Here is a 20,749-nt window from a genome sequence, read left to right as displayed (position 1 = left end):
ATGCAGATTGATTTTCGATGAAAGAGAATTGAGCGGAAAGGATGTTTTCTTTCCGCTTGCTATAGTATGAGGTGAAGTATCTATGCCGGATCTGGTTCGGTTTCTGATTCCGTTTCAATTTCCGCATCAGGTAAATACTGTTGGAGTATGCTTTGTAAGCCTTTTGCGCTAAGTGGTTTTGAAAGGTAATCGTTCATGCCAGCAGCCAGGCATTTCTCTCTATCTCCTTTCATGGTGCAGGCGGTCATTGCGATAACCGGTGTACCGGATTTGTCGCACTCCATTGAGCGGATTTTTCGAGTTGCAGCGAAACCATCCATAATCGGCATTTGGCAGTCCATAAATACTAAATCATAATTTGCATCGTTTATCGACTGCAATGCTTCCTCGCCATTTTCTGCAATGTCTACCGAGCTATAACCAAAACGTTTTAAGAAACCAAGAGCAACAATCTGGTTGACAGGGTTATCTTCAACCAACAGAAGTTTTTTCTCCTGCCTTTGTGGTTTTTCCGTTTCATACTTTCTGGCAAGTAACGTTGGAATATCAAGGTTTGCCGTTTTGTTGGCGTAATTCAAATCATGAAATAGGTTGGATTGATCCGGGTTGAGGATTATTTCTCCGGTTTTTGCTGCAAGTAATGGAATGGATAACCAAAATAGCGAGCCCTTACCCACACTACTTTCCAGTCCGACTTCGCCGCCCATAATTTCTACCAGACGCTTGGTGATGGTTGTGCCCAAACCTGTGCCGCCGTAGATGCGCGTAGTGGAGCCATCCGCCTGATAAAATTTGTGGAAGATTTTTTGTTGCTGATCTTCGGCGATGCCTATTCCGGTATCCCTTACGCTAATTTTTAAATGAGTCTTTCCTTTCTTATTTATTGTCTTACAGGCTTCGATATCTATCGAACCGCGTTCGGTAAACTTAAGTGCATTACTAATTAAATTATTAACGCATTGGCCCAGGCGCACAGGGTCGGAAATTAAATATCGGGGAAGGTCTTCGGCTACCGTTAGAGAAAAATTTAACCCTTTGTGTTTGGTGTTGATCCGAGTTGCATCACCAATTTCGTTGATCCAGGCAGTAAAATCAAAAGGTTGTTGTTCCAGGTGTAGTTTGCCCGCTTCGACTTTTGATAGGTCGAGAATATCGTTGATTAAGATTAGGAGTGAGCGACCACTGTGGCCTATAACATCAACCAGTTCTTTCTGTTCTCCATTGAGTTTGGTTGCCTGTAAGAACTCGGTCATACCCATAATTGCATTCATGGGGGTGCGAATTTCGTGGGACATGTTGGCTAAAAACTCTGATTTGAGGGCGTTGCCTTGTGCCAACTGTTGGTTTTTCCGGTTGATATCCGAGATGGCTTTGCGTAACGAATCACTCATAGACTGGAATGATTCGCTTAACTTGCCGATCTCGTCATTACTGGTTACCGGAACTCGGCCGCTAAAATCGCCGTCGGCTATGCGTTTGGCCTGTTCGGTTAAAGTGACGATTGGCGCTGCAACACGGCGGGCAATAAGAACAGATATTAAATATACGCACGCTATTGTTAGTGCCGCTACCAATAGCGCCAGATTCCTATCCGAACTGACGATAGCGTAAACTTCATTGGTATCAATTTTTACCAGCATGGCTAAACCGAGGCTGTCGATGTGACGCCAGGCCGCCAGTACTTTTTTTCCTCGATAATCGATTTCGACACCGTCACCATTTTTGGGAACGTTTGGTGTCAGTAATTTTTGGCCAATACTGTTGTCGACGGGTAATAACACTTTCTCCATGTGGCGAGGAGAGCCCACAGAGTAGTTGTTTTCGCCATCACGATACCAAAGCATCAACTCTCCTGTGTCGTGCAAACCGAGAAAGCGTTCGGTAAATGGTTTGAATTTATCTGCTCCAATTCTAAATGCCATAACACCTGGGATTTTGGCACTATTGTTAAAACGAATAGCAACGTAAATAGATGCCTGGCCATTAACCCGGGACACTTTTGATGTGGCTACTTCACCTGTTTCCCAGGTTTTGTTGACCGCGTCCAGCAGTGTTGCGTTGATAAACGGAGCGGTTCCTTTGCCAAGCTCATTATCCACGCCTGCCAGGCTACCGTTGCCATCAGCGGTATACACTAATTCCCTATCACCATTGAATAAATAGATGGGTACTTGACCGAACGCTCCCAGGTGATAACTGACGATGCGTTTGTTAATGGTGTATTGAGGTATGTCCTCTTGGGGTAAACCGCGTTCAGCCATAGCGGCGAACTCTTGCATGACCCAGGCGGCTTTGGGATTGGTGGACAGGCTTTGCAGTGCCCGGTAGGTACTGTTTAGATAGCGAGATATGGAATCCATTCGGTCGTCGGCAATCAGGTTGATGCTATCCAGCGTCTGTTGCTTAAGTGATGCCTTGGAGCGGTTATAGCTAATCAGTGCGGAAACCAATAGGGGTATCAGTGAGACCAGCAGAAAACAGATTACCAGTTTCTTGTATATTGATCCTTGAAAGGGCTTCATAGTCTATCTAAATCCAGTCATTAAAATTGAAAACTAACGCCGGCGTAAATAACCGTATCGTTAGTGATTTCGTAATAGCGTTCTCCGCGAGAATAGAGGACATCGTCTTCCAGCGTGTCCGTCAAATTCAGGCCGTGGAGCCACAGACTAATATTGCCCATATCGTAGCTGGCGCGTACATGAAGTATCCCGTCACGCTCAAATGCTCCGGCAGGGTCGGCATCGTTATCGTCAGATGTGTAATATTCGCTGATGGCGTCCCATTCGAATTCCACTTTCAACCCCTCGATGGGGGTAACTGCCAAGCGCAGGTTTAAATGATGGTCTGGCGAGCGACTTAGTGTGTTTCCACTTAAGTCTTGACGAGTATAGGCGTTGATATATTGACCGTAGCGGTTATCGCTGTGGGTATAAGCCGCGGCCGCCGCTAACCAAGGCGTAATTTGATAGCTAAAATCCAGCTCGATGCCTGATGTTTCCACAAGGCCTGCGTTGCTATATCGACGATAGGGCTGACGATCTTCGTCAACAAAGTTCTCTACCACAATGAAGTCTTCAATATCGGACTCGTAATATGACAATGAATAGTGTAGTTGTTGTTCCCAGTGACCGCTAAAGCCAAATTCGTGACTTGTTAAACGTTCTGGCTTTAAATCGGGGTTTGCGGTTATATCAGAATATAGCTGACGAGTGTTTGGGGCGAAAAACCCTTCGCTGTAGCTAAGCCAAATACGATGCTGGTCCGATATGCTCCATACCGCACCTAAACGAGGGTCTGTGCTGGCGAAATTTGCTTCAAATTCTTCGTTGTTCAATTTGTTATATGTGTCCAGAACAACGTTTTCACGCCTTACTCCGAACCTTAATTCCAGAGGGGATACGGGTGTAAGCGAATATTCCGCGAAGAGTGCTTCGATATTGGTATGGCTGATGCTGTCGGACATGGGGTCTTGCCAATTGATCTGTCCATTACGTGCAATGTAGCGAGTAAAATCGCTGCGACCATATATATAAGACGCGCCCATTAACAGCTGCCCCTGCAGGGGAGCAAACTGATGGCGATATGTCAGCTTGCTTTCGCTGTCGTCACGGACAGAGTCTGTGGGGCCTGTGTTGTAATTTATGCCTTCCGCTTTCTCCCGGAGGTAAACACTGCTGAACTGCAATTGGCTTTGTTCATTAAACTGGTGTGTGTCGGACAGAATGATCATCCGGCTCTCGACTTCCTCATTTGAACCCAGGCTATCACCCACTTGCTTTGTGTCTTGTTGATACTCCTCTTCCGTGAGTTCTCCAGGGAAGCGTTCGCTACGGTTAATCATTTCCGCCCCGAGCGTCAAATGGTTGCTGCCTGAAAGCTGGAAAAAGCCTTTACCGCTAACCTGGTCTGCTTCGTCGCGGTATTCGTCACGGTAGCCTTTCATGCGCTGTCGACTGGCATCAAAGAAATAACCATGCTGGCCAAACTGGCCTGAGGCCTGAAAACCAAGGCGAGTGCGGTCGTAGTTCCCCTGTTCAATATCGAGGTAGCGTTCGTGCTCCTCAGAGGGTTGTTTGGTAATTACGTTAATGGTGCCACCAAAAGCATTGCTTGAGTGAATCGCTGAGCCTAATCCTTTTACAACCTCAATCCGTTCGATATTGCGAGGGTTAATGTCACGAATGTCGGACATGGAGCTGCTGTAAGGGCTACCAAGAGCCAGGCCGTCCACCTGGGCTACGGTATAGCTTTTGTCGCTAATGGGGATACGTATATTACGCGCCATACTGATGCCACTGATGCGTTGCAGAAGCTCAATGGGTTGCTGTAATTTGATATCTTTCAGTTGGGTTTGGTCAATAACGCTGGTTGCAAGGGGCAAACTGGTAAAGCTCGTCTCCTGCTTGGTTTCTCTGCCTATTACGGGAACAGTCTCGACTCTTAACTCGTTCTGATCTCCGGTAGCTTCTTGTGCCTCGACACCAATACATACTAGCGAGGGCAACACCAGCATCGTCAACGATTTCTTCATTCCGTACATCCAATTTATTATTGTCATATTCTGAGCTAGAGATGCGCATAAAATGCGACAAAACTATAGAAAAACTGCGACTAGATCATTCTTTTTTTAATAAGTGACATCGAAATCAACTAGTGGGTTATTTTTATAAATGTATATCGTTATGTCTACATCCGATTCCGATTCATCTTAATATTTTAGTTGCTCATGACGTCTCTTTTTGCCGCTTTTTTCCTTATTATTTTGCCGTCCAGTGCCACTTGTCTATTTTCCCTGTCGCGGCCAGTTATAACTTTTTTACAGTGCATTCGATGAACTTGTGCTGGAATTTCATATAAGCTTAGTGTTTGGGTATCTGATTGGTCAGCATGTGTCTTATGTTTTTGGCGCTAGGTAATCAGTTATAAATATATGCCCAAATTCCGATTTTGTATTCGCATGAAAGTGAAATATCAAAAAGCATAAAAATGCACCTATTTGGGGATGTTAATCTCATCCCGTTTCACTAGGGCAGAGTTTGTGTAAAAGATGCCGAATTCTACATTAGGTACAGGGTAAAGTTCATTCGGTTTTTTACGCCAGAGTTTCAATAATGTGTGCTGTTCGCCAAGGTTATAAGTGGGTAAAACGAAGCTTGGCGTGAATACTAAGCGTTATCATTTGATATGCAAAACCCAGTGATTTGGTGAGGCTTTACCCGTCCTGCAAGGATTCCCTGACAGAAGATACAGAATCTATAGAAATGGTGTAAAAAACATCGGTATAAAAAAGCAATATGGCCGAATAGTGTGCTTAGAATGAGTGAATTATATAGGCGTGCACTCTATGCGACTTTTGGTAATATCAGCTATTCTTATAATTTATTCCTAAAAGAAAAGAATAACGATGGAAAGGCCTTTTGATTTACCGGATTTTGAGAACCCTCCACTCAGCGAAGTCGCGTTAGGTGTTCAATTTGTTCCGCCGGAAAAGTATTCTCAAATATACGCAAAGGATGTTTGGGATCTATATCGACGTGAATACCCGATATTGAATCAAGTGGAGCCAATTCCTCCAACATTTGAAACTTTTGGCTCGCGTTCCATGGCTGAACGAGACATTTCTCTTCAGGGGGACGTCACTCACGATCGCTATTGGTTTATCTCAGAAGACTCAAAAGACCTGATTCAATTTCAGTCCGATCGGTTATTGCATAACTGGAGAAAAGTGCCGTCAAAAGAAGGACGGTACCCAAGATTTGAGTCCATTATTGAAAAGTATGAGCGTGAGTTAAGATTACTGGAAGACTTGTATTGCTCATCCTTTGGTGAAGGTAGCCTGCATTTGACCCAATGTGAAGCAACCTATATCAATCTGATTCCTTTGGGACGTAATGCACCTGAATTGCCCGAGGAATGGATTAAGCTAATCTCCCTTAATGGGGCTGATTTTGAAAACTTTTCTTTTTCATCTGCCAGAGTGATTCGTCGAGAAGATGGAGCACCAAGTGGTCGATGTATCGTTGAATGCAGGAATGTAATCTCTCCTTCCGATTCCCAAACAAGTATTGAGTTGAAAATTACCGTAAGAGGCGCGCCGGAAACGGAAAAGATGGAGTCGGCAATCTGGTTTTTATATAACGCGAGAAACGAAATAGTTCGAACTTTTGCCTCGGTCACAACAGAGGTTGCACATAAACGATGGGAAAGAAAATAATCATGTCCTTCCCTAGTGCTATTACTTACGCAGAACACGCGTCTTTTCCAGAGCATTATCAATTCCCGCAGGATGATAGAAAACCTCCAAAAATTAAACCAAGAGCGGATCAGTTTGCCAAAACCGTTAAGACATTAGAGCGCATCATTAGTGTCAAACCCGATAATAGGATGTCTGGTACTAAACCTGTACCACCTGTAACAGCGAGTTTTGCATTGAATGTTCTGCATCGAGTTGCAGACACGGATACGCCTGAGCCTGAAGTTAGCGTAGGCGAGTTTGGTGATGTTTGTTTTCAATGGGGGTGTGACAGGGTAATTCTGAAATTACAAATCGTTCGACCAAATGATGTGAATTTTAGTTACGTTGATCTCGCTTCTGATGAAGAAAAGAAAACACACTTAAGCAATGATTTTTCCTCGGTTGAGGAATGTATTCGTCAGTTGTGTTAATTATTTTAGCTGGCGAGCAACTTTGATTTTCTATAGTTTAGGCGTGTTGGCGAATAGCTCATTTTTCATTTTATAGATATGCTAGAAGTGCTTCGGCTTATAGATTTTAATTGCTGTCTAAGTTCATTTAAGCTGGCAGCACTTTCTATTCTCTAATGGTTTGTCGTTTAGCGTTTGCTTTTGTACCATGAGTTAAAGGTTTCGCTTTTGGCAAAATCTTCGTACTCTGCTTGTCCTAAAAATATATCTCGAGTAAATTCATAGCCGTGAGCTTTTTCTAGTATATCCATGGACATAGTTGCTTCTTTGTATAATTTTTCGTTTATAAAAAAGTCCATTAACATGAGGTAGGCGTCCTCATATGTCTCTCCTTCATCTATGGTCTCTGCCATTTTTGAAAGGAATTGTTTCTTATTGCCGGTGTTTAAGTAGGCGCTTGCTCTCATTAGCTCAAAAAGTGCGTCGTTAGATGTCTTCCTTTCTATGTTGGATACGACATTGAGAGCACCATTTAAGTCATTTTTGGATAAATAATAATCGTAGAATATAAGGCCGCGATCCTCCTTTGATACAAGCTTTTCATAAGTCTTCATGACTTCCTGGTAAATGGGATGGTTCTCATTAATAAGAGTTAAAATTCGATAAGTGTAGGTTCTATTATTTCTTATTTCTTCCGGCATTGATTTAATTATTCGCCATGCAGTTGCCGGATTGTTTTGGTTGATCGCTGTAGAAAAACTATTGAACTTGGAAACTTCTCCATACGTTTTTTCATAATGTGTAACGTCCTTGATGACGGATCTTATTGAATCAGATGCCTTTATGCTGGATGAGTAGTCTTCCCAATCAATTATTTCAACAGTGTTATTTGTGTTGGATAGCCGAAATCCAATGATATATAAACCTCGCTCCGTTAGACTGCTATGCATATAACAGTTTTTCTCGTTTTGCGCTGTAAGGGTATACCAGTATCCCATGCCTTTTATGCTGTTTTCTAACTCTAAGGCAATCTCTGGAATTTTTGATTTGAAAGCAGAAGAGTATTCAGATTTGTATTCCTGAGGAATATCTATACCTAATAATGAATTTCTTATTATTATTCGGTTATTTAAATTTTTGCTTATGATGCTGGTTTCATTGTTCGACAGGCTATTAGCTAGGGAGTCGCAAAAAGTCAGGTAAGGAGAGATGCTAAGGTCTCGGCTTTCTGACGGGGTAATAGGTTTGTTTTCACTGCATGCAGAAATGATTAGGGTAGTTGCTATTAGATACAAAGAGATTCTAATCATTATAAAACCCTTTTAGTTCATTTAGTCTGTTTTTAAGTTTAATTATTTCTCTATAGCCCATATATGCGGAAGGGTTTTTGAAGTTTATTGTAAAATACCAATTATCTACTAACCTTTCTCTATTCTTAATGTATTGATCTAATTCGTTGGGCGTAATTTGATTGGATTTTATATCCAGTTTTGCTGTGTGAACGTATTTTTTGCTTTGATATTTGTCGGTGTATGAGTATTCATAGCCGTTGCTATTTATCGAATGCGTGGATGTGTCGAGGTTTAAATATATTTCCTCCGGAAATATAATGGTGAAACTGTTTTCAATAGATACATTGGGTCCAAGACGTTGCGGTAGCGATCTTTTGTTTGATTTTGGTTTTACTAAATAATCTTCAAAGAATGTTATGTTGATGGGTATCTTGTAGTAATCTCCTTCCTTGCTTAGTAAAGATTTAATTTTATACTTCTCTATCGTTGTGAATGTGTTTTTTCTTATATCATCGTAAACTTCTATGTTTCTTGTTTGTTGTATATCCTTGTAATAATTGTTGTAGAAGTTTAGATAGTCGCTTGCAATTTTTTCCAAAGATTTGTTTGAAAATCTGTATCTTTGATGTTCTGCGTCTGAGCCAGAATATTCGGTTTTTACCTCATACACTATGGGTTTGGAAAAACTTTCAATGTTGAAGCTTTCCATTATTTTAATGTGTGATATTACTGGGGGGGAGGTGTACATCTGAACGAGGTTGTTAATGTGGCTGCGTATCAGTAGACTATAACCATAGTCGGTTTTGCCTCTTTTGTCTAAAGAGTGTCCCTGATAAGTTCTAGTTCCGTCAACCCAATATTCCTTGTCCTGAAAAATAATTTTATTTATCACGTGATCAAATGCGCCGGGACTTGGAAGATAATCTTTGATGGTTGACCTGGCTTGAGTGTTAACTAATGCGGGATAGGATTCGATATTCTTTTCTTTGAGTAGTAGATATATTAATGAGGCTTTATCCTTACAGTCCCCATAGCGAGTTTGAATTATATCGTCAGAGTTGCGAGGGAGATGGGTATTCTCGTTAAGTTCTAAGCCTAGATAGCGAATCTCTTCTTGTACGAAAGAAATTGAGTTGAGTATATAGTCCTCGGTCGACTTGCTTGTCTGGCTTAGCTGTTTGGATATTTGCTTTACTGCTATCGTGGTATTTATGTCTGAGTACACCTCGTTAGCCCAGCTACTGACTTCTGCCCAATTTCTATAGCCTGAGTACTGAAGTTTGCCATATGGGCTTACCCCGTGGGGATAGTCACCTTGGTGTTGGACTGGAGTGGTATCCTTATCCGTATATATATGCTCAACGGTAGACTTATTGTTAATTGTTTTAAGCTGTATCGAAGTGTTGAATAGTTTTGTTTTTAGAGCGCTATCACTGATTAATCGAATGGATAAATTATCAACGGAAACGTCCCACGATAATTGAATTGTGCCGAAGGGTTTAGATCCCAGTACGGGGTTGAAACCTTGAAAAGTATAGGAAACATCAATGATATCTCCTTTTCTAACGTCTGGAATATTGAATAATACGGTGGTTAATCCAGTATGAATTAAGTTGTCACTTTCTGGTTCCTGTTGAAGAAATCTCGGTGATGCTTTATTTAAGATGTCTCGCTCTTTATTGTTTCGAATAAGCACTATTTTGTGGAAAGTAACGGTTTCATAATTTTCATTGTATACAACTTTGATCTGAGATGCGTCTGTCAGTCCATCAGTTGTTAAAGGCTTTGATACCGACCTATAGTAGCGTTTCTGTGTGCTATTCGTTAGGTTGAATTGACGATCTATTAACAGATATTGTTCTGACTGTGTAGGTGAGTTTGCTCTTGTTTGCGGCAGTGCTTGTTCTTTAACCCAGTTTTCAGGAGGAGAAATACTATATCCGGGGTGCTCTGATTCCGCATGGAGGCTTTCACAGATGAATAACGTTATGGTTATGATTATTGCTCTTACACTCAAACAATATATGTTTTGACTGTGGTACATTTGAAACTCCTGTATTGATGTTTTTATAACCTCCCTTCAATCGGCGTTGTAGTGGTCTTCTCAGGAGGCAACCTGGTCGTTTAGGTATTATGCCAGTTGCTGATTGGAAATAGAAAAGGTTTTGGGGTGGCTGTTGAAGAGGATTCTGGTTTATGGGATTAGATTTCGTGTTCCGATGGGGCGGGGGCTGAATCTTGTGTTGAACAAGTTCGGTGAATTAATGGCCCCAAACTCTTGCTTACTGACAAATGACTCAGGATATTCTGGCACCTGAGCAATGAATCATTGTCCCGAAAAATGTTTTATTTGGCTGATTTGTAGAGGCTGGCTATTAAAAACAATAATAATCCTGGGTTAATAACTGCTTTTCTATCTACCTCCTTTTTGGCGAGCTAAAATAGCAAAATAATTCTTACGTTGAGTCCTGTTTTTTAATACTTCGATACACTTGTCGCTGTAAATAATGATTGCACCCGCCATGGCGCCAGCCAAGTGTGACTCGGGGTAGGCGTACCAATCGCTGTGAACAAACATGGTGTTTTGAGAAATCAAATCAACCATTAATTTTGTCGAAATAACTATAAACGGCGCTATTCCTGTAAAGCCTTTGTGGTGTTTAAGGTGAATGTAGGCTGCGACAATTAATGGCGAAAATAGTATTCCAGATAAACCACAGTAATACTCAAGTGGTGATACCTTGGAAAGCAGTAAGAAACTGACAGCAACGATACCTGATACTACAGCGGGGATGATCATTCTTGGTGAGTATCGCGCTAGCCACACTATACTTCCTGCAAGTGCCAGTACGTCCCAGAATCCATGGCTAAATGAACTATGGGTGAAGTGGCATGTCACCAGTCGCCAATATTCTCCATCCGTAATTGCAGTTCTATCAAAAACAAAACCTTCGAAATTGAGTTGGCATAGGGCGACTAAAAATGTAATTACCGTTGTAACTTTTAAAAATGCAACTAACTCCCTACCGAAAAGGTAGGAAGTTTTGTGGTGAAGGTTAAGGAGGCTGTTAATAGTATTCATGGGGCTACCTTTGAAAGCGTTTTCGCAAAATAGGTAACATCATCATAGTGAAAATAATGAATACCCATGCCGGATTTACTGCGCCGGAACCACCCATAGACGGTCGAGGTTTATTAAACATGGGTTGCTGTTCGTCAGCACGGTTACTTTTAACGGGTTGTACTTTTCGATCTTCGCGAGCCTTTTGCTCTGCCTCTACGCGACGTTTGTTGTTTCTATCAATATTCAGAGCCTGAAATACTTCCTCTTCTACAACGATCATGGATGTGTAATCCGTTACCAAGCCGTATTCCACTGCGATATCAGTAATGGCTTGTTCAACATCTTTATCCGCACCGAAATAATCCAGTTTTGATTGTAGGTTCTCAATGGAGGCAAATGCCCATAAGCGCTCAATCTCTGGGTTACGCTGAGATACCTCGGGAAAATCGACAGTTGTGCGATAGGTTTTTTCCTGGCCGCCCACTTTTGCTTTTAATACGATATTGGCCTTACCTGGTTTCCAATAGTGACCAAAGACAGTGAGCTGTTCTCCCCGATAAATACTGCCAATTTTTTCGGGTGTAAGGTTTTTAACTCTTACGCCGTCGATATCCAACTCAACATCTCTGAAGGCTTGGTGGGTTAATTTGCTGGTGGCCAAAATAATTTGACCGACAATATCATCGGAGTTAGAAACGGAAATGGCGAAACCGCTAGAAACTTCAGTCATTTCAGTTAGCAGAGGGCGGTTGGCACTATTACCCATAATAAAGGTAAATAAACGAACATCGTAGTTTTGCAATAATTTTAAGAAAACGGTCTTCTCTGTATTGCCGACATTCGCCACGCCATCGGTGACTAACACAATGCCTGCGGGACGGTCGGCATCAATGCCTTTCAGGCCCATTTCCAAACTGGAATACAGGTTGGTACCACCGCCAATGTTGTAATTTTCAAGCTGATGTAAAACAGCACCGACATTGGCTTGGGAGACGCTTAAGAACCCTGCTGTAAGATCGATTGAGTGATCATTAAATAAAACAACTTTAAACCGATCTTCTGGTCGTAATTTCCCTAATCCCTGTCGAACGCCCTCCACTAATGTGGCGTACTTACCTTGCATGGAGCCGGAAATGTCCAAAACAAATACCCAATCGCTGCCCTGGGTAATTTTTCCTAAATCATCACCGGGTGTTAGCGTTAGCATAAATGTACCGCGTTCATTTTCATCGGATTTGTAAGTAACTAAGTCCAGGCTTGCCGACAGGCCTTCTTGGTGACGCCAGTAAACAACAATATCCTGAGAAAGCGTAATCACATTTGGTGTATTGCCACCTTCTTCCTGATTATTTGAATTTACTAACTTAACAGCCCATTCGTCTTGCGATAATTGCTGAATGCTTGCATTTGGATGTTTGGGTAGGCGCAGTGCGTCAATAGGGTAGCTGGATCGAAAACGCAAATTAAAACTAAATTTTTCCGTCACCACCTCATTGCGTGACCAAAATGCGATCTTTTCTTCATCCACTCCGCCTTCTTCCAGAGGGTACACATAGCGACCAATACCGGTATCAACGTAAGATGGTTGAATATAAACCAGTCGAATTTTGACATCCGATTGGGCTTTAACCGGATAAACACTTATATCAAAGGTTTTATACTTATCTTTTTCCGCTAGTGCTGTATTTCGACCAGCGGCTTTTTCTTGTTCATAAATTTTCCTGGCTTTTTCCTTTTCAACTACTTCACCAATTACTGGTTGGTCGTTAATCCAGTAAATAAATTCTCCTACCGCGGCGGATTCCGGTACGGGGAAAGAATAAATGGCTTCAAGGTCTGAATTATTGGGGTTATGAAATACTTGCTCGACAGATGTGGTGGCATACCCGTCTTCAATTACCACATCAACATGATGTTCACGGATTTCCAAATCGGGCAAACCGCTGTTTGCTGGCTTCATTAGTCCTGCTGCGCTGACGATAGGGCTGACCACAATGGGAACTGCGATGCAGAGTAACTTGAATAGATTAATGCCTCTCATGATAACTTCCTTTTGGGTTGGAAATAGAAACTCACAAAGTTGTTATGAGGCAGTGTGGTTGTGGTGGGGGAGGTTGAAAAGCGGTATCAAAGGAGTTGCATATAACGCTACTTGCTGGTTTGGGATGTGATACTTCCATGTGTTGGGAGGTTCTCCACGAAGTACGGCTTCCGAGAGATATGCATCTTACCGAAGATAGGGGGCTGGGTCCTTAATCACTCATTCAGTGTGTTGTGGAGCAAGCGCTTTGTCAAAATATGACTTGCCATTAAATCGATGCATGTCATGAGAGGATTTGATCAAACGTGGGCAGCCTATTAAACAGATACACTTAAATAAAAGGGAAAGATCGTAGAATTTTGTACATATTAATAGAGTAAAAGGCAATCTTTACGCTAAATAAGTTAAGGGATTTGCGATAAGTTTGCGGTAGGGCTTTTCTTGTTTGAACTTCTTAGTGTTGAAGCTCGTCGAGCTTCTCTTCAGTCTGAATCGCGAAAGAGATTAAACGACAATACTCATTTGTGAGTGAATTTTTGTGTTCTGCCCACCCAATAGATGTCTATATCATGCGAGCAAAAATACATGAAACCTCAAATAAAAAAACCCATCAGAAGCTGATGGGTTTTGATTCTAAATTAACGCTGGCTTTGAACTATATAGCGCTTAGCCAGAGTTGATTGATTATGGCGTTACATTAAGACCTAACTTCTGCAACACTAGGAAGAAGTTGTCAGAACGGTCTTTGATACCATCAACAGCGCCACTGATTGGACACGTTGAGTCTGGACAGCCACGGTTCACGATACCAGAGATGTCATCGATGAAGCCTGTGCCTACCATGCCACCGTCAACATACGCTTTAAGCTCTGTTACGTAATCCCAGCTTGCGTATGGACCGCTGTCCATGTTGTAGCCCTGTACATCGTTAACCCAGTAGAACAGACCTGCAATCCACTTAAGTTCTGGGTGTTCCTCTGAAGTACAAACAAACTGAGGGTTAGAACAGAAGTCAAGGTCAGCGTACAACGGATCTGCTGGCGCAGCCGCAACGTTAATACCTTCAACTACAGTGCCAACAGTTGCAGGGTCAACATGGCTTCGACCGATGAAGTGGTTCAACGTACCGAAGTTTTGACGACCAGTCGTTTGAATTACACCACGACCCCACCAGCCACAGCCTTCTACAGACTTACCGGCAGCACCGTTGTGAACAAACTGACCAGATTTTTGACCAACGTAAACCTGACACTCGTTACGCTCCCAAGGTTGCTTGGAAGTGTCGATACGCTCAGGTGGGTTAGCGCAGTGTCCGCCACCATAGTTCCAGTAACCTACGGAACCATTTACCAAGATACCAGCTTCTTGAAGTACTGAGTCTGGAGCAGCGAATAGTGGAGCCGGAGCACCATACCAACCTGCGTGTGTAGTTGCCATTACTTCCATCTTCGGCGCGCGAGGACAAGAGTAAGGATGGTCTGCACCTGTTACAGGGTTTACACCATAGCTAGCGTAGTCTTGTTGCAACTGACCACAAGATGAGCTTAATGGGTAGTTCACTGGGTCACCAGTATTGATGGACCAGTTGTTTTCATCACAAGCATTGTAACGAATGGTCTCTTTCATACTTTGTGCCAAGAACGCGGCGATAGCGACTTTGGCATACTTGGCCTTGGTAGCATCGTCTACGCTTGGATCATCGTCGAACAACCACAGTTTTTTGCCTGCAATACCCACATTGTGCATTGAGCTTAGGCCTTGCAAGTAGTCGGCCCACTTATACACAGTAGAAGGTGCGTATTGGTTACCCGCTGGTAATTCATACAAGAAGGCTTCGTTGTTCATTGCTGTTTCTGCGCCGAGAAGGTCAGAGTTCAATGAAGCAACTGAAGTCAACGCACTAGTACCAATACCGTTACCTTCGTAGTAAAGAGGAATAGTGGCAGTGGCATAATCAGCAATCTTGCTGTTTAGATCAGTGCTTTCACTATCAAACAATACTGCGAATACGTTGTGGTAAGCCGCATGACGCATTTTACGCTCAGCAGAAGTTGCACCTAAGAAGTAAGTACCGGCTTGTGCAGTAGGTACCGACAACAAGGCTGGCTTTTCAACAAAGTCAGAAACTTGCTTAACGAAGCGTAAACCGTTGTCCCACTGATCAGCTGTTAGAGCAGCAGTAGCGGTTGTCTTGGCGAAGGCCACGATGTCGGCAGCGTTGTTACCACGGTAAAGTTCGAACTTATACAAAGCGTCTGAAGCCGCTTTAGAAGCTGCGTTCCATACACTACGGTAGCCAGTGTGGGATTGGTTAGCGAAGCTGCCAATAGTTAATTCCCAACCGAATACAGCGTTTGGTGCTAATTGATTGAAGATTAAGTTGTACGCTTGTACTACACCTTTTGCATCGTTAGAAAGAGCATTAATGTCAGCAGCGTTAATTTGAGCTGTTGCTGAAGCCAAAGCTGTTTGAACGTCAATAGTGCCTAAAGATGCGCCTTTGTCAGCAACGATTGAGTCTAGCAAGTCACCGCCGATAACCACTGTTTTAGTGCCAGCTGTTTGAGCTGCTGCGATAGCTGCTTCAAATGCGCCGGTCAATGCTGTAACGCTAGAAGTGCTTGATACAGAAGCTGTGACATCAACAACTTGAGTTGCAGAAGCTGCTGTTGCTGCAACAACGTAGTTGGGCCAACCAGGTACTTTCAAGCTAACCGGGTCTTTAGGGTTACGCATAGACAGAAGCGGCGCTGCACCTGGTAATGTACCATCACAGTTCAGGTGATGGTTCCAAGAATCATCACTGCCAGGAATCGTCGCAGTGTAGTACTTAGCTGAATAAGCTATGTTGTCATACACCATGATGTCGCCTGCGTTGGCGAACGTGCCTTGAGTCCAATTTGGGTAAACATTAAAGTCTTTACATAGTTCATCTACGCTACCGCCGCTAGAAGAAGACGAGCTGCTGGAGCTTGAAGATGAGCTGGAACTGCTAGATGAACTTGAAGAGCTGCTGCTTGAAGACGAGCTAGAGCTACTTGAAGAGCTGGAGCTTGAAGATGAGCTTGAGCTGCTTGAAGAGCTGGAAGATGAACTGCTTGAGGAACTGCCACAATCAGTGGTGGTTTTCCAAGCGTATTCCCATGCCCAGCCTTCGCCAGGAGCGTATGCTCCACCGGTTTCACACCATCCAGCTACGATACACTCGTAAGCGCCACCGGCATTAGTTACTTTATCACCCGCTTGATAAGCCGTTCCCTCAACGTATGTAGGACAACTACCGCCGCCAGACGAACTGCTTGAAGAGCTTGAGCTGCTGGAAGAGCTGGATGACGAGCTAGAGCTACTTGATGAGCTGGATGAAGAGCTCGAGCTGCTGGATGAGCTGGAAGATGAACTGCTTGAAGATGAGGAGTTACAATCTTCCAAAAATGTCCAGGAACCATCGCTACCTGGAACAGATTGGGTCCACCAATTCGCCTTGTACGCTGCACTGTTATGAACCATAACATCGCCTCCAGAGGCGTGGCTAGGGTCACCTTTCCAGTCTAGCTGGGGCCAATCAGGATAAACATTTGCTTGACAGTTCGCTGTCTGCGCTTGAGCACTGACTGCGAACAGACTGCCTAGCGTCAGGGGTACTGCCAACAGTAGCTTGGACTGCTTTGAAATAGACATAGCTATTCTCCGTAAGAAGACTCCAAGAACAATATGAGAAAGATTTGGGTGATTACCCGCGGCTATTGCTTATGGAGATCAAATTATTATTAGAGTTATTGTGCCCTCGGCATAGCCGAAGGGAGGCAATTAAAACATGCGTTAGAATACTAAGACAACTTGCGCGCTGCCTACAAGCCACCAAACTTCACTATCATGTGACCGTGTTTGCAATGCGGCCATGGTTAATTAGCCCAGCGAATAGGTTACTTTGTTTTGTATCATTTTTGAATAGCAACCCTGCAGGGTTTTATTAATAGCTATCCTGAAAATATTAAGTCCATAGAAATCAATTACTTAACGTTAAATAATAACCGTGCTTTTTTATCAAATACCTATTCGCAATACCGATATTTAGGTCTAAAAACGCCAGACAGTCTCAAAAATGCGGATTTATTCTCCTTTGGGTATCTCCGGGGAGTGTTGAGTTTTAAACTATTTATTAAAAATTTTTCGTTGTTTTATGAAAAAGACACAATAATTCTTCTAAAAATTTTGATAATTTTTTGAATGAAACCCACACTTTTCTCCTGCGTAAATATCGTGAAAATTAGAAAAGCTATTGTGATTAGGAATAAAAAGGTATGAAAAAATAAAGTGTCCATTAAATCATTAGTTGGTCAGGTGTTGGTACTATAGTTTGAAATGAAGTTGTAGAGTGGTATTAGGTGGCTGCTTGAATTATGCGAAATAAATATAAGGTTTCTATATGATATCTGGAGGTTCTCCCCATGTTGGGGAGAACGTTATTTGTTGGAACTTGATGGCATCAGGCTAACCAAGTTATTCATAACACCATCTAAACCACCGTAAACTGTAATCTTATCGATTTTAGTGGTGATTCTTTCAAGAGCTTCCAGCTCTTTCAAACGCAATAGTACTGGGTTGTTTTCCATCACCTTTGCTGTGTTATGCAGTGATCGCATCGCTTGAGTTTCCTCTCGGCGTTTGATCAAGTTGGCTTCAGCTTCCTTTTGAGCTTCAACCACCTGGTTAAGGATTTGCTTCATGTCACCAGGTAAGATGATGTCTTTCACACCAACGCTTAGTAACTGAATACCATACTCGTTCAGCTTATCTTTCACTCCATTTGCGATTACTGAGTTTAGGGCATCCTTATCTTCTAATAATTCATCGAGTAGTTTTGTGCCCACTGCTTCTCGTAATCGAAGTTGAAGTTCAAGATACAAAAAGTTCGCATAGTCCTTTAGTTTGCGAGCTACGGTTTCGGCATCTGTCAGCTTGTAGCTTGCGGATAAGTTAATACGCAAACTCACACGGTCTTTGGTAAGAATTTCCTGCCCACTTACATCAATGGTTTGCAAGCGTAAATCCAACAGTTTTACAGAAACAGAACGGTTGTATTTCCAAAAACCGTAAGAACCGGACTCCAATACCTTTTCCAATTTACCGTTAACCTGTAGTAAACCCACATGTTCGTCTGGTACTTCAGCATAGCTCACTGCGTTGTCCACGTTGCGACTTGTACCAATTTTCAGCCCTCGACCTAAAAGAGCAACCAAATCCGGATTGATTTCATAATTAACAGAAATGTCTGTTATTTCAACACGTACTTCTTCGGTACTCTTCCAAGCAACTAAAAGATTACCGGGAGGCAGAATATCCGAAACTTTGTTGTCTCGATAAATTACACCGACTTCTTGGTCACCCAGTTCATATACGTCAATATAATCTTTTAAGACATCTTCGTACTGTCGGATTAAGAACTTCAGCCGAGGGTGATCAAAAAATACCTTTGTAATATCGTACTTCTCAACGGTGTATTTCTTACCGAATGTAAATAATGTGTGTCGACCAGGACTAAGTACTTTTTGCAACCTGTCTCGATCGAACAGTAATACCCGCTCATTGTCGGCAATATCAATTTCTTTCCAAAAGAACATACTTCCTCCTTTTGCCTATTATGGTTAATTGGTGAGGCTCACCCTTGGCATCAGGGGAGTCAGGCTTGGGGTAGTTAGGAATCCAGATCAGAGGAGGACTTATGTCATTCGCTGAAAGTCTTATTTCCCTATAAAACCTAAAGCAAACACCAATAAGTACCCTTGATGTGTTTATCGTAAATATCCGACCCACCTGAATCGGCTGATGCCTCGGCGCTTTGATTTTTCCGTTGAGATAAATCTCCATGCCTAAATCAAAACCATGAGCCTCTAGTAGATTTTTATACAAGAACCTGAATCTTGAGAGGATTCGAACCTCAGGTCTCTCGACCGTTACCTTAAGAGTCGTTTTCAGCGACTTGGTGTTTTTGACGGGATTTGAACCCGCTACCGATAGATTATGAGTCTATTGCTCTACCCACATGAGCTACAAAAACCGTGGTAGTTTAATCTTGCTTTTGAATTGGTACGCAGTACGTCAGCAACGCTGCGCCAGCCTGGTGTACAGAACCAGTACCGCTAACTCTCAACATAGATATAAACTTCTGTATGGAAAGCGCCGTAATCTCTTACGCCGGCCCCCAAATTCTTTTTCCGGAAAATTGCTTTTCCAAATAATTCATTTGATCCTTCAGTACTACGTGCTGTGATAAGTACATCCGCTCGTAAATGTTGGGAACAAATGGAACTGCTAAAAGCGCCATACCCGCTTGCTCCGGAGTCCTGTTACCTTTACTGTGGTTGCAGCGTTTGCATGCGGTAACAACATTCTCCCAAGTATCTTTCCCGCCTTGCCCCCGTGGAGTAACGTGATCGCGGGTTAAATACGCGGTGTCAAATGGATGACCACAGTACAAGCAGTGGTGGTTATCACGACGAAACAACAACCTATTTGAAATTGATCGAAGTTGACCGCGTAAAAACATTTCTCCTCGCGTAGCAATAACCGGCGACATTTCAAATGAAGACTGAACACCTTGGCGATTCACGCCACCGTGAATTATCAAAGCTCTGTCGCCAATCCCCCAAACTACGAGATTTTTAGCGTACAACATCGCGGCTTGTTCTCGACTCAACCAATGAGTCGGAACGCCTGATAAATCTAATCTAAGAATACGTGCCATCACCTTTCTCCCCCAAAAAACAAATTGGTCGCTCCATATGTATGGCTCCTCCATTAAGCTACGAAGACACTAGTGTTTGATAAATGTTGTGTTGTCAGCAGAGCGATACCCGCCACTGCATAACGTGTTTGCTAATTGAATGCGTTTATTACGATCACGCTCAGTAATAACAACAAAACTTGGTAATAAGTTCTTGGTTAATCCCCAGCGTAAAAAATCGCATCCTGTGTCGCGACCAACTAGATAAAAATCAATTGCTACAATCGACACTTGTCGTTCATTCAATATTTTCTTTGCTGATCGACTATCGGAACAATAGAAATCAGCTTGATAAAAACCTGCTTTAGACACTGCTAAACGCATTGTTCCTCTCCTTGTTTAGTTACAAAGCCCTTTGGGGTGTCCTTCGGGACTCGAACCCGTACTGATTTGGCTCACAACCAAAGGCACTGCCATTATGCTAAGGACACCCCAAAAGGCTCTGTGGTTAATGGAACTCCCGGTCGGATTGGTTTGTACTTCCATGTACAAAGTCGCTGCGCGACCTGCGCTACGCGCATCCCAAATTTGTTCCAGACAAATTTGTCAAACCAATCACCGTTCGGTTTCGACTAATTTTCCGGGAGAAAATTAAGACGCCGTTAGGCGTTCACGTAGTGATGATTTACATGGATGTAAATCACAAACCCGGCGCTCCGTTCATTAAGCTACGGGAGCAATGAAAATTGTCCGCCCGGCAGGATTCGAACCTACACCTATCGACTTAAAAGGCCGATGTGCTGCCGTTACGCCACGAGCGGAATAGAAATAAATTTGGCACTCGATGGAGGACTCAAACCTCCAGCTCCGGTTTCGTAGACCAGCGTTTTCTTCGGTTAAACTAATCGAGTAAAAGTTGGAGCCCATGGTCAGGAATGGTGTTTTACATCCCTGTAATACAGTTACTTCGTAACCGCCCT

At 42.9% G+C, this 20,749-nt stretch carries 12 protein-coding genes and 4 tRNA genes; 2 read left to right on the top strand and 14 right to left on the bottom strand.

The window, feature by feature from the left end; genetic code table 11:
* Nucleotides 1-80: 80 nt before the first annotated feature.
* Entirely contained in the window at nucleotides 81-2,522 is a 2,442-nt protein-coding gene (locus tag P5V12_RS18305) for an ATP-binding protein (protein WP_316954521.1), read from the bottom strand.
* A gap of 20 nt (nucleotides 2,523-2,542) precedes the next feature.
* Nucleotides 2,543-4,534, bottom strand: coding sequence for a TonB-dependent receptor (locus tag P5V12_RS18300; RefSeq protein WP_316954520.1), 1,992 nt, complete (start codon nucleotides 4,532-4,534; stop codon nucleotides 2,543-2,545).
* Between the two features lie 873 nt (nucleotides 4,535-5,407).
* Between P5V12_RS18300 and P5V12_RS18295 the strand changes: the two genes are divergently transcribed.
* A complete protein-coding gene (locus P5V12_RS18295) occupies nucleotides 5,408-6,217 on the top strand; it encodes a TIGR04255 family protein (protein WP_316954519.1) in 810 nt (269 codons plus the stop codon).
* A gap of 2 nt (nucleotides 6,218-6,219) precedes the next feature.
* A complete protein-coding gene (locus P5V12_RS18290) occupies nucleotides 6,220-6,669 on the top strand; it encodes a hypothetical protein (RefSeq protein ID WP_316954518.1) in 450 nt (149 codons plus the stop codon).
* Between the two features lie 167 nt (nucleotides 6,670-6,836).
* On the opposite strand, the gene P5V12_RS18285 is transcribed toward P5V12_RS18290, so the two are convergent.
* The 12 genes from P5V12_RS18285 to P5V12_RS18230 all read right to left on the bottom strand — a co-directional run bounded on the left by P5V12_RS18285 (nucleotide 6,837) and on the right by P5V12_RS18230 (nucleotide 20,680).
* Nucleotides 6,837-7,958 carry a hypothetical protein gene (locus P5V12_RS18285; RefSeq protein WP_316954517.1) on the bottom strand — a complete coding sequence of 374 codons (1,122 nt, stop codon included), beginning with the start codon at nucleotides 7,956-7,958 and terminating at the stop codon, nucleotides 6,837-6,839.
* A complete protein-coding gene (locus P5V12_RS18280; protein WP_316954516.1) occupies nucleotides 7,951-9,984 on the bottom strand; it encodes a DUF3857 domain-containing protein in 2,034 nt (677 codons plus the stop codon). The genes P5V12_RS18285 and P5V12_RS18280 overlap by 8 nt, the downstream gene beginning before the upstream one ends.
* A 369-nt stretch (nucleotides 9,985-10,353) precedes the next feature.
* The gene (rrtA, locus tag P5V12_RS18275) at nucleotides 10,354-11,022 is read right to left on the bottom strand and encodes a rhombosortase (RefSeq protein WP_316954515.1); all 669 of its coding nucleotides are present in this window, start codon (nucleotides 11,020-11,022) and stop codon (nucleotides 10,354-10,356) included.
* Nucleotides 11,023-11,026: 4 nt separating this feature from the next.
* On the bottom strand, nucleotides 11,027-13,045 hold the full coding sequence (locus P5V12_RS18270; RefSeq protein ID WP_316954514.1) for a VIT and VWA domain-containing protein: 2,019 nt from the start codon (nucleotides 13,043-13,045) through the stop codon (nucleotides 11,027-11,029).
* 684 nt (nucleotides 13,046-13,729) lie between these two features.
* Complete coding sequence (locus tag P5V12_RS18265; RefSeq protein ID WP_316954513.1) at nucleotides 13,730-16,723, bottom strand: cellulose-binding domain-containing protein; 2,994 nt, start codon at nucleotides 16,721-16,723, stop codon at nucleotides 13,730-13,732.
* Nucleotides 16,724-17,508: 785 nt separating this feature from the next.
* A complete protein-coding gene (locus P5V12_RS18260) occupies nucleotides 17,509-18,666 on the bottom strand; it encodes a slipin family protein (RefSeq protein WP_316954512.1) in 1,158 nt (385 codons plus the stop codon).
* A 360-nt stretch (nucleotides 18,667-19,026) separates the two neighbouring features.
* Nucleotides 19,027-19,103: transfer RNA gene (locus P5V12_RS18255), tRNA-Ile, on the bottom strand.
* 132 nt (nucleotides 19,104-19,235) lie between these two features.
* Entirely contained in the window at nucleotides 19,236-19,790 is a 555-nt protein-coding gene (locus P5V12_RS18250) for an HNH endonuclease (RefSeq protein ID WP_316954511.1), read from the bottom strand.
* A gap of 69 nt (nucleotides 19,791-19,859) precedes the next feature.
* Nucleotides 19,860-20,153 carry a hypothetical protein gene (locus P5V12_RS18245; protein ID WP_316954510.1) on the bottom strand — a complete coding sequence of 98 codons (294 nt, stop codon included), beginning with the start codon at nucleotides 20,151-20,153 and terminating at the stop codon, nucleotides 19,860-19,862.
* Between the two features lie 32 nt (nucleotides 20,154-20,185).
* Nucleotides 20,186-20,260 (bottom strand) — tRNA-His (locus P5V12_RS18240).
* A gap of 258 nt (nucleotides 20,261-20,518) precedes the next feature.
* Nucleotides 20,519-20,590, bottom strand: a tRNA-Lys gene (locus tag P5V12_RS18235).
* 14 nt (nucleotides 20,591-20,604) lie between these two features.
* Nucleotides 20,605-20,680: transfer RNA gene (locus tag P5V12_RS18230), tRNA-Arg, on the bottom strand.
* Between the last annotated feature and the right edge of the window lie 69 nt (nucleotides 20,681-20,749).

Source organism: Teredinibacter sp. KSP-S5-2, from assembly GCF_032773895.1.
Classification (GTDB): domain Bacteria; phylum Pseudomonadota; class Gammaproteobacteria; order Pseudomonadales; family Cellvibrionaceae.
The sequence above is the reverse complement of the archived record's forward strand: the minus strand, read 5'-3'. Positions and strand labels throughout refer to the sequence as shown.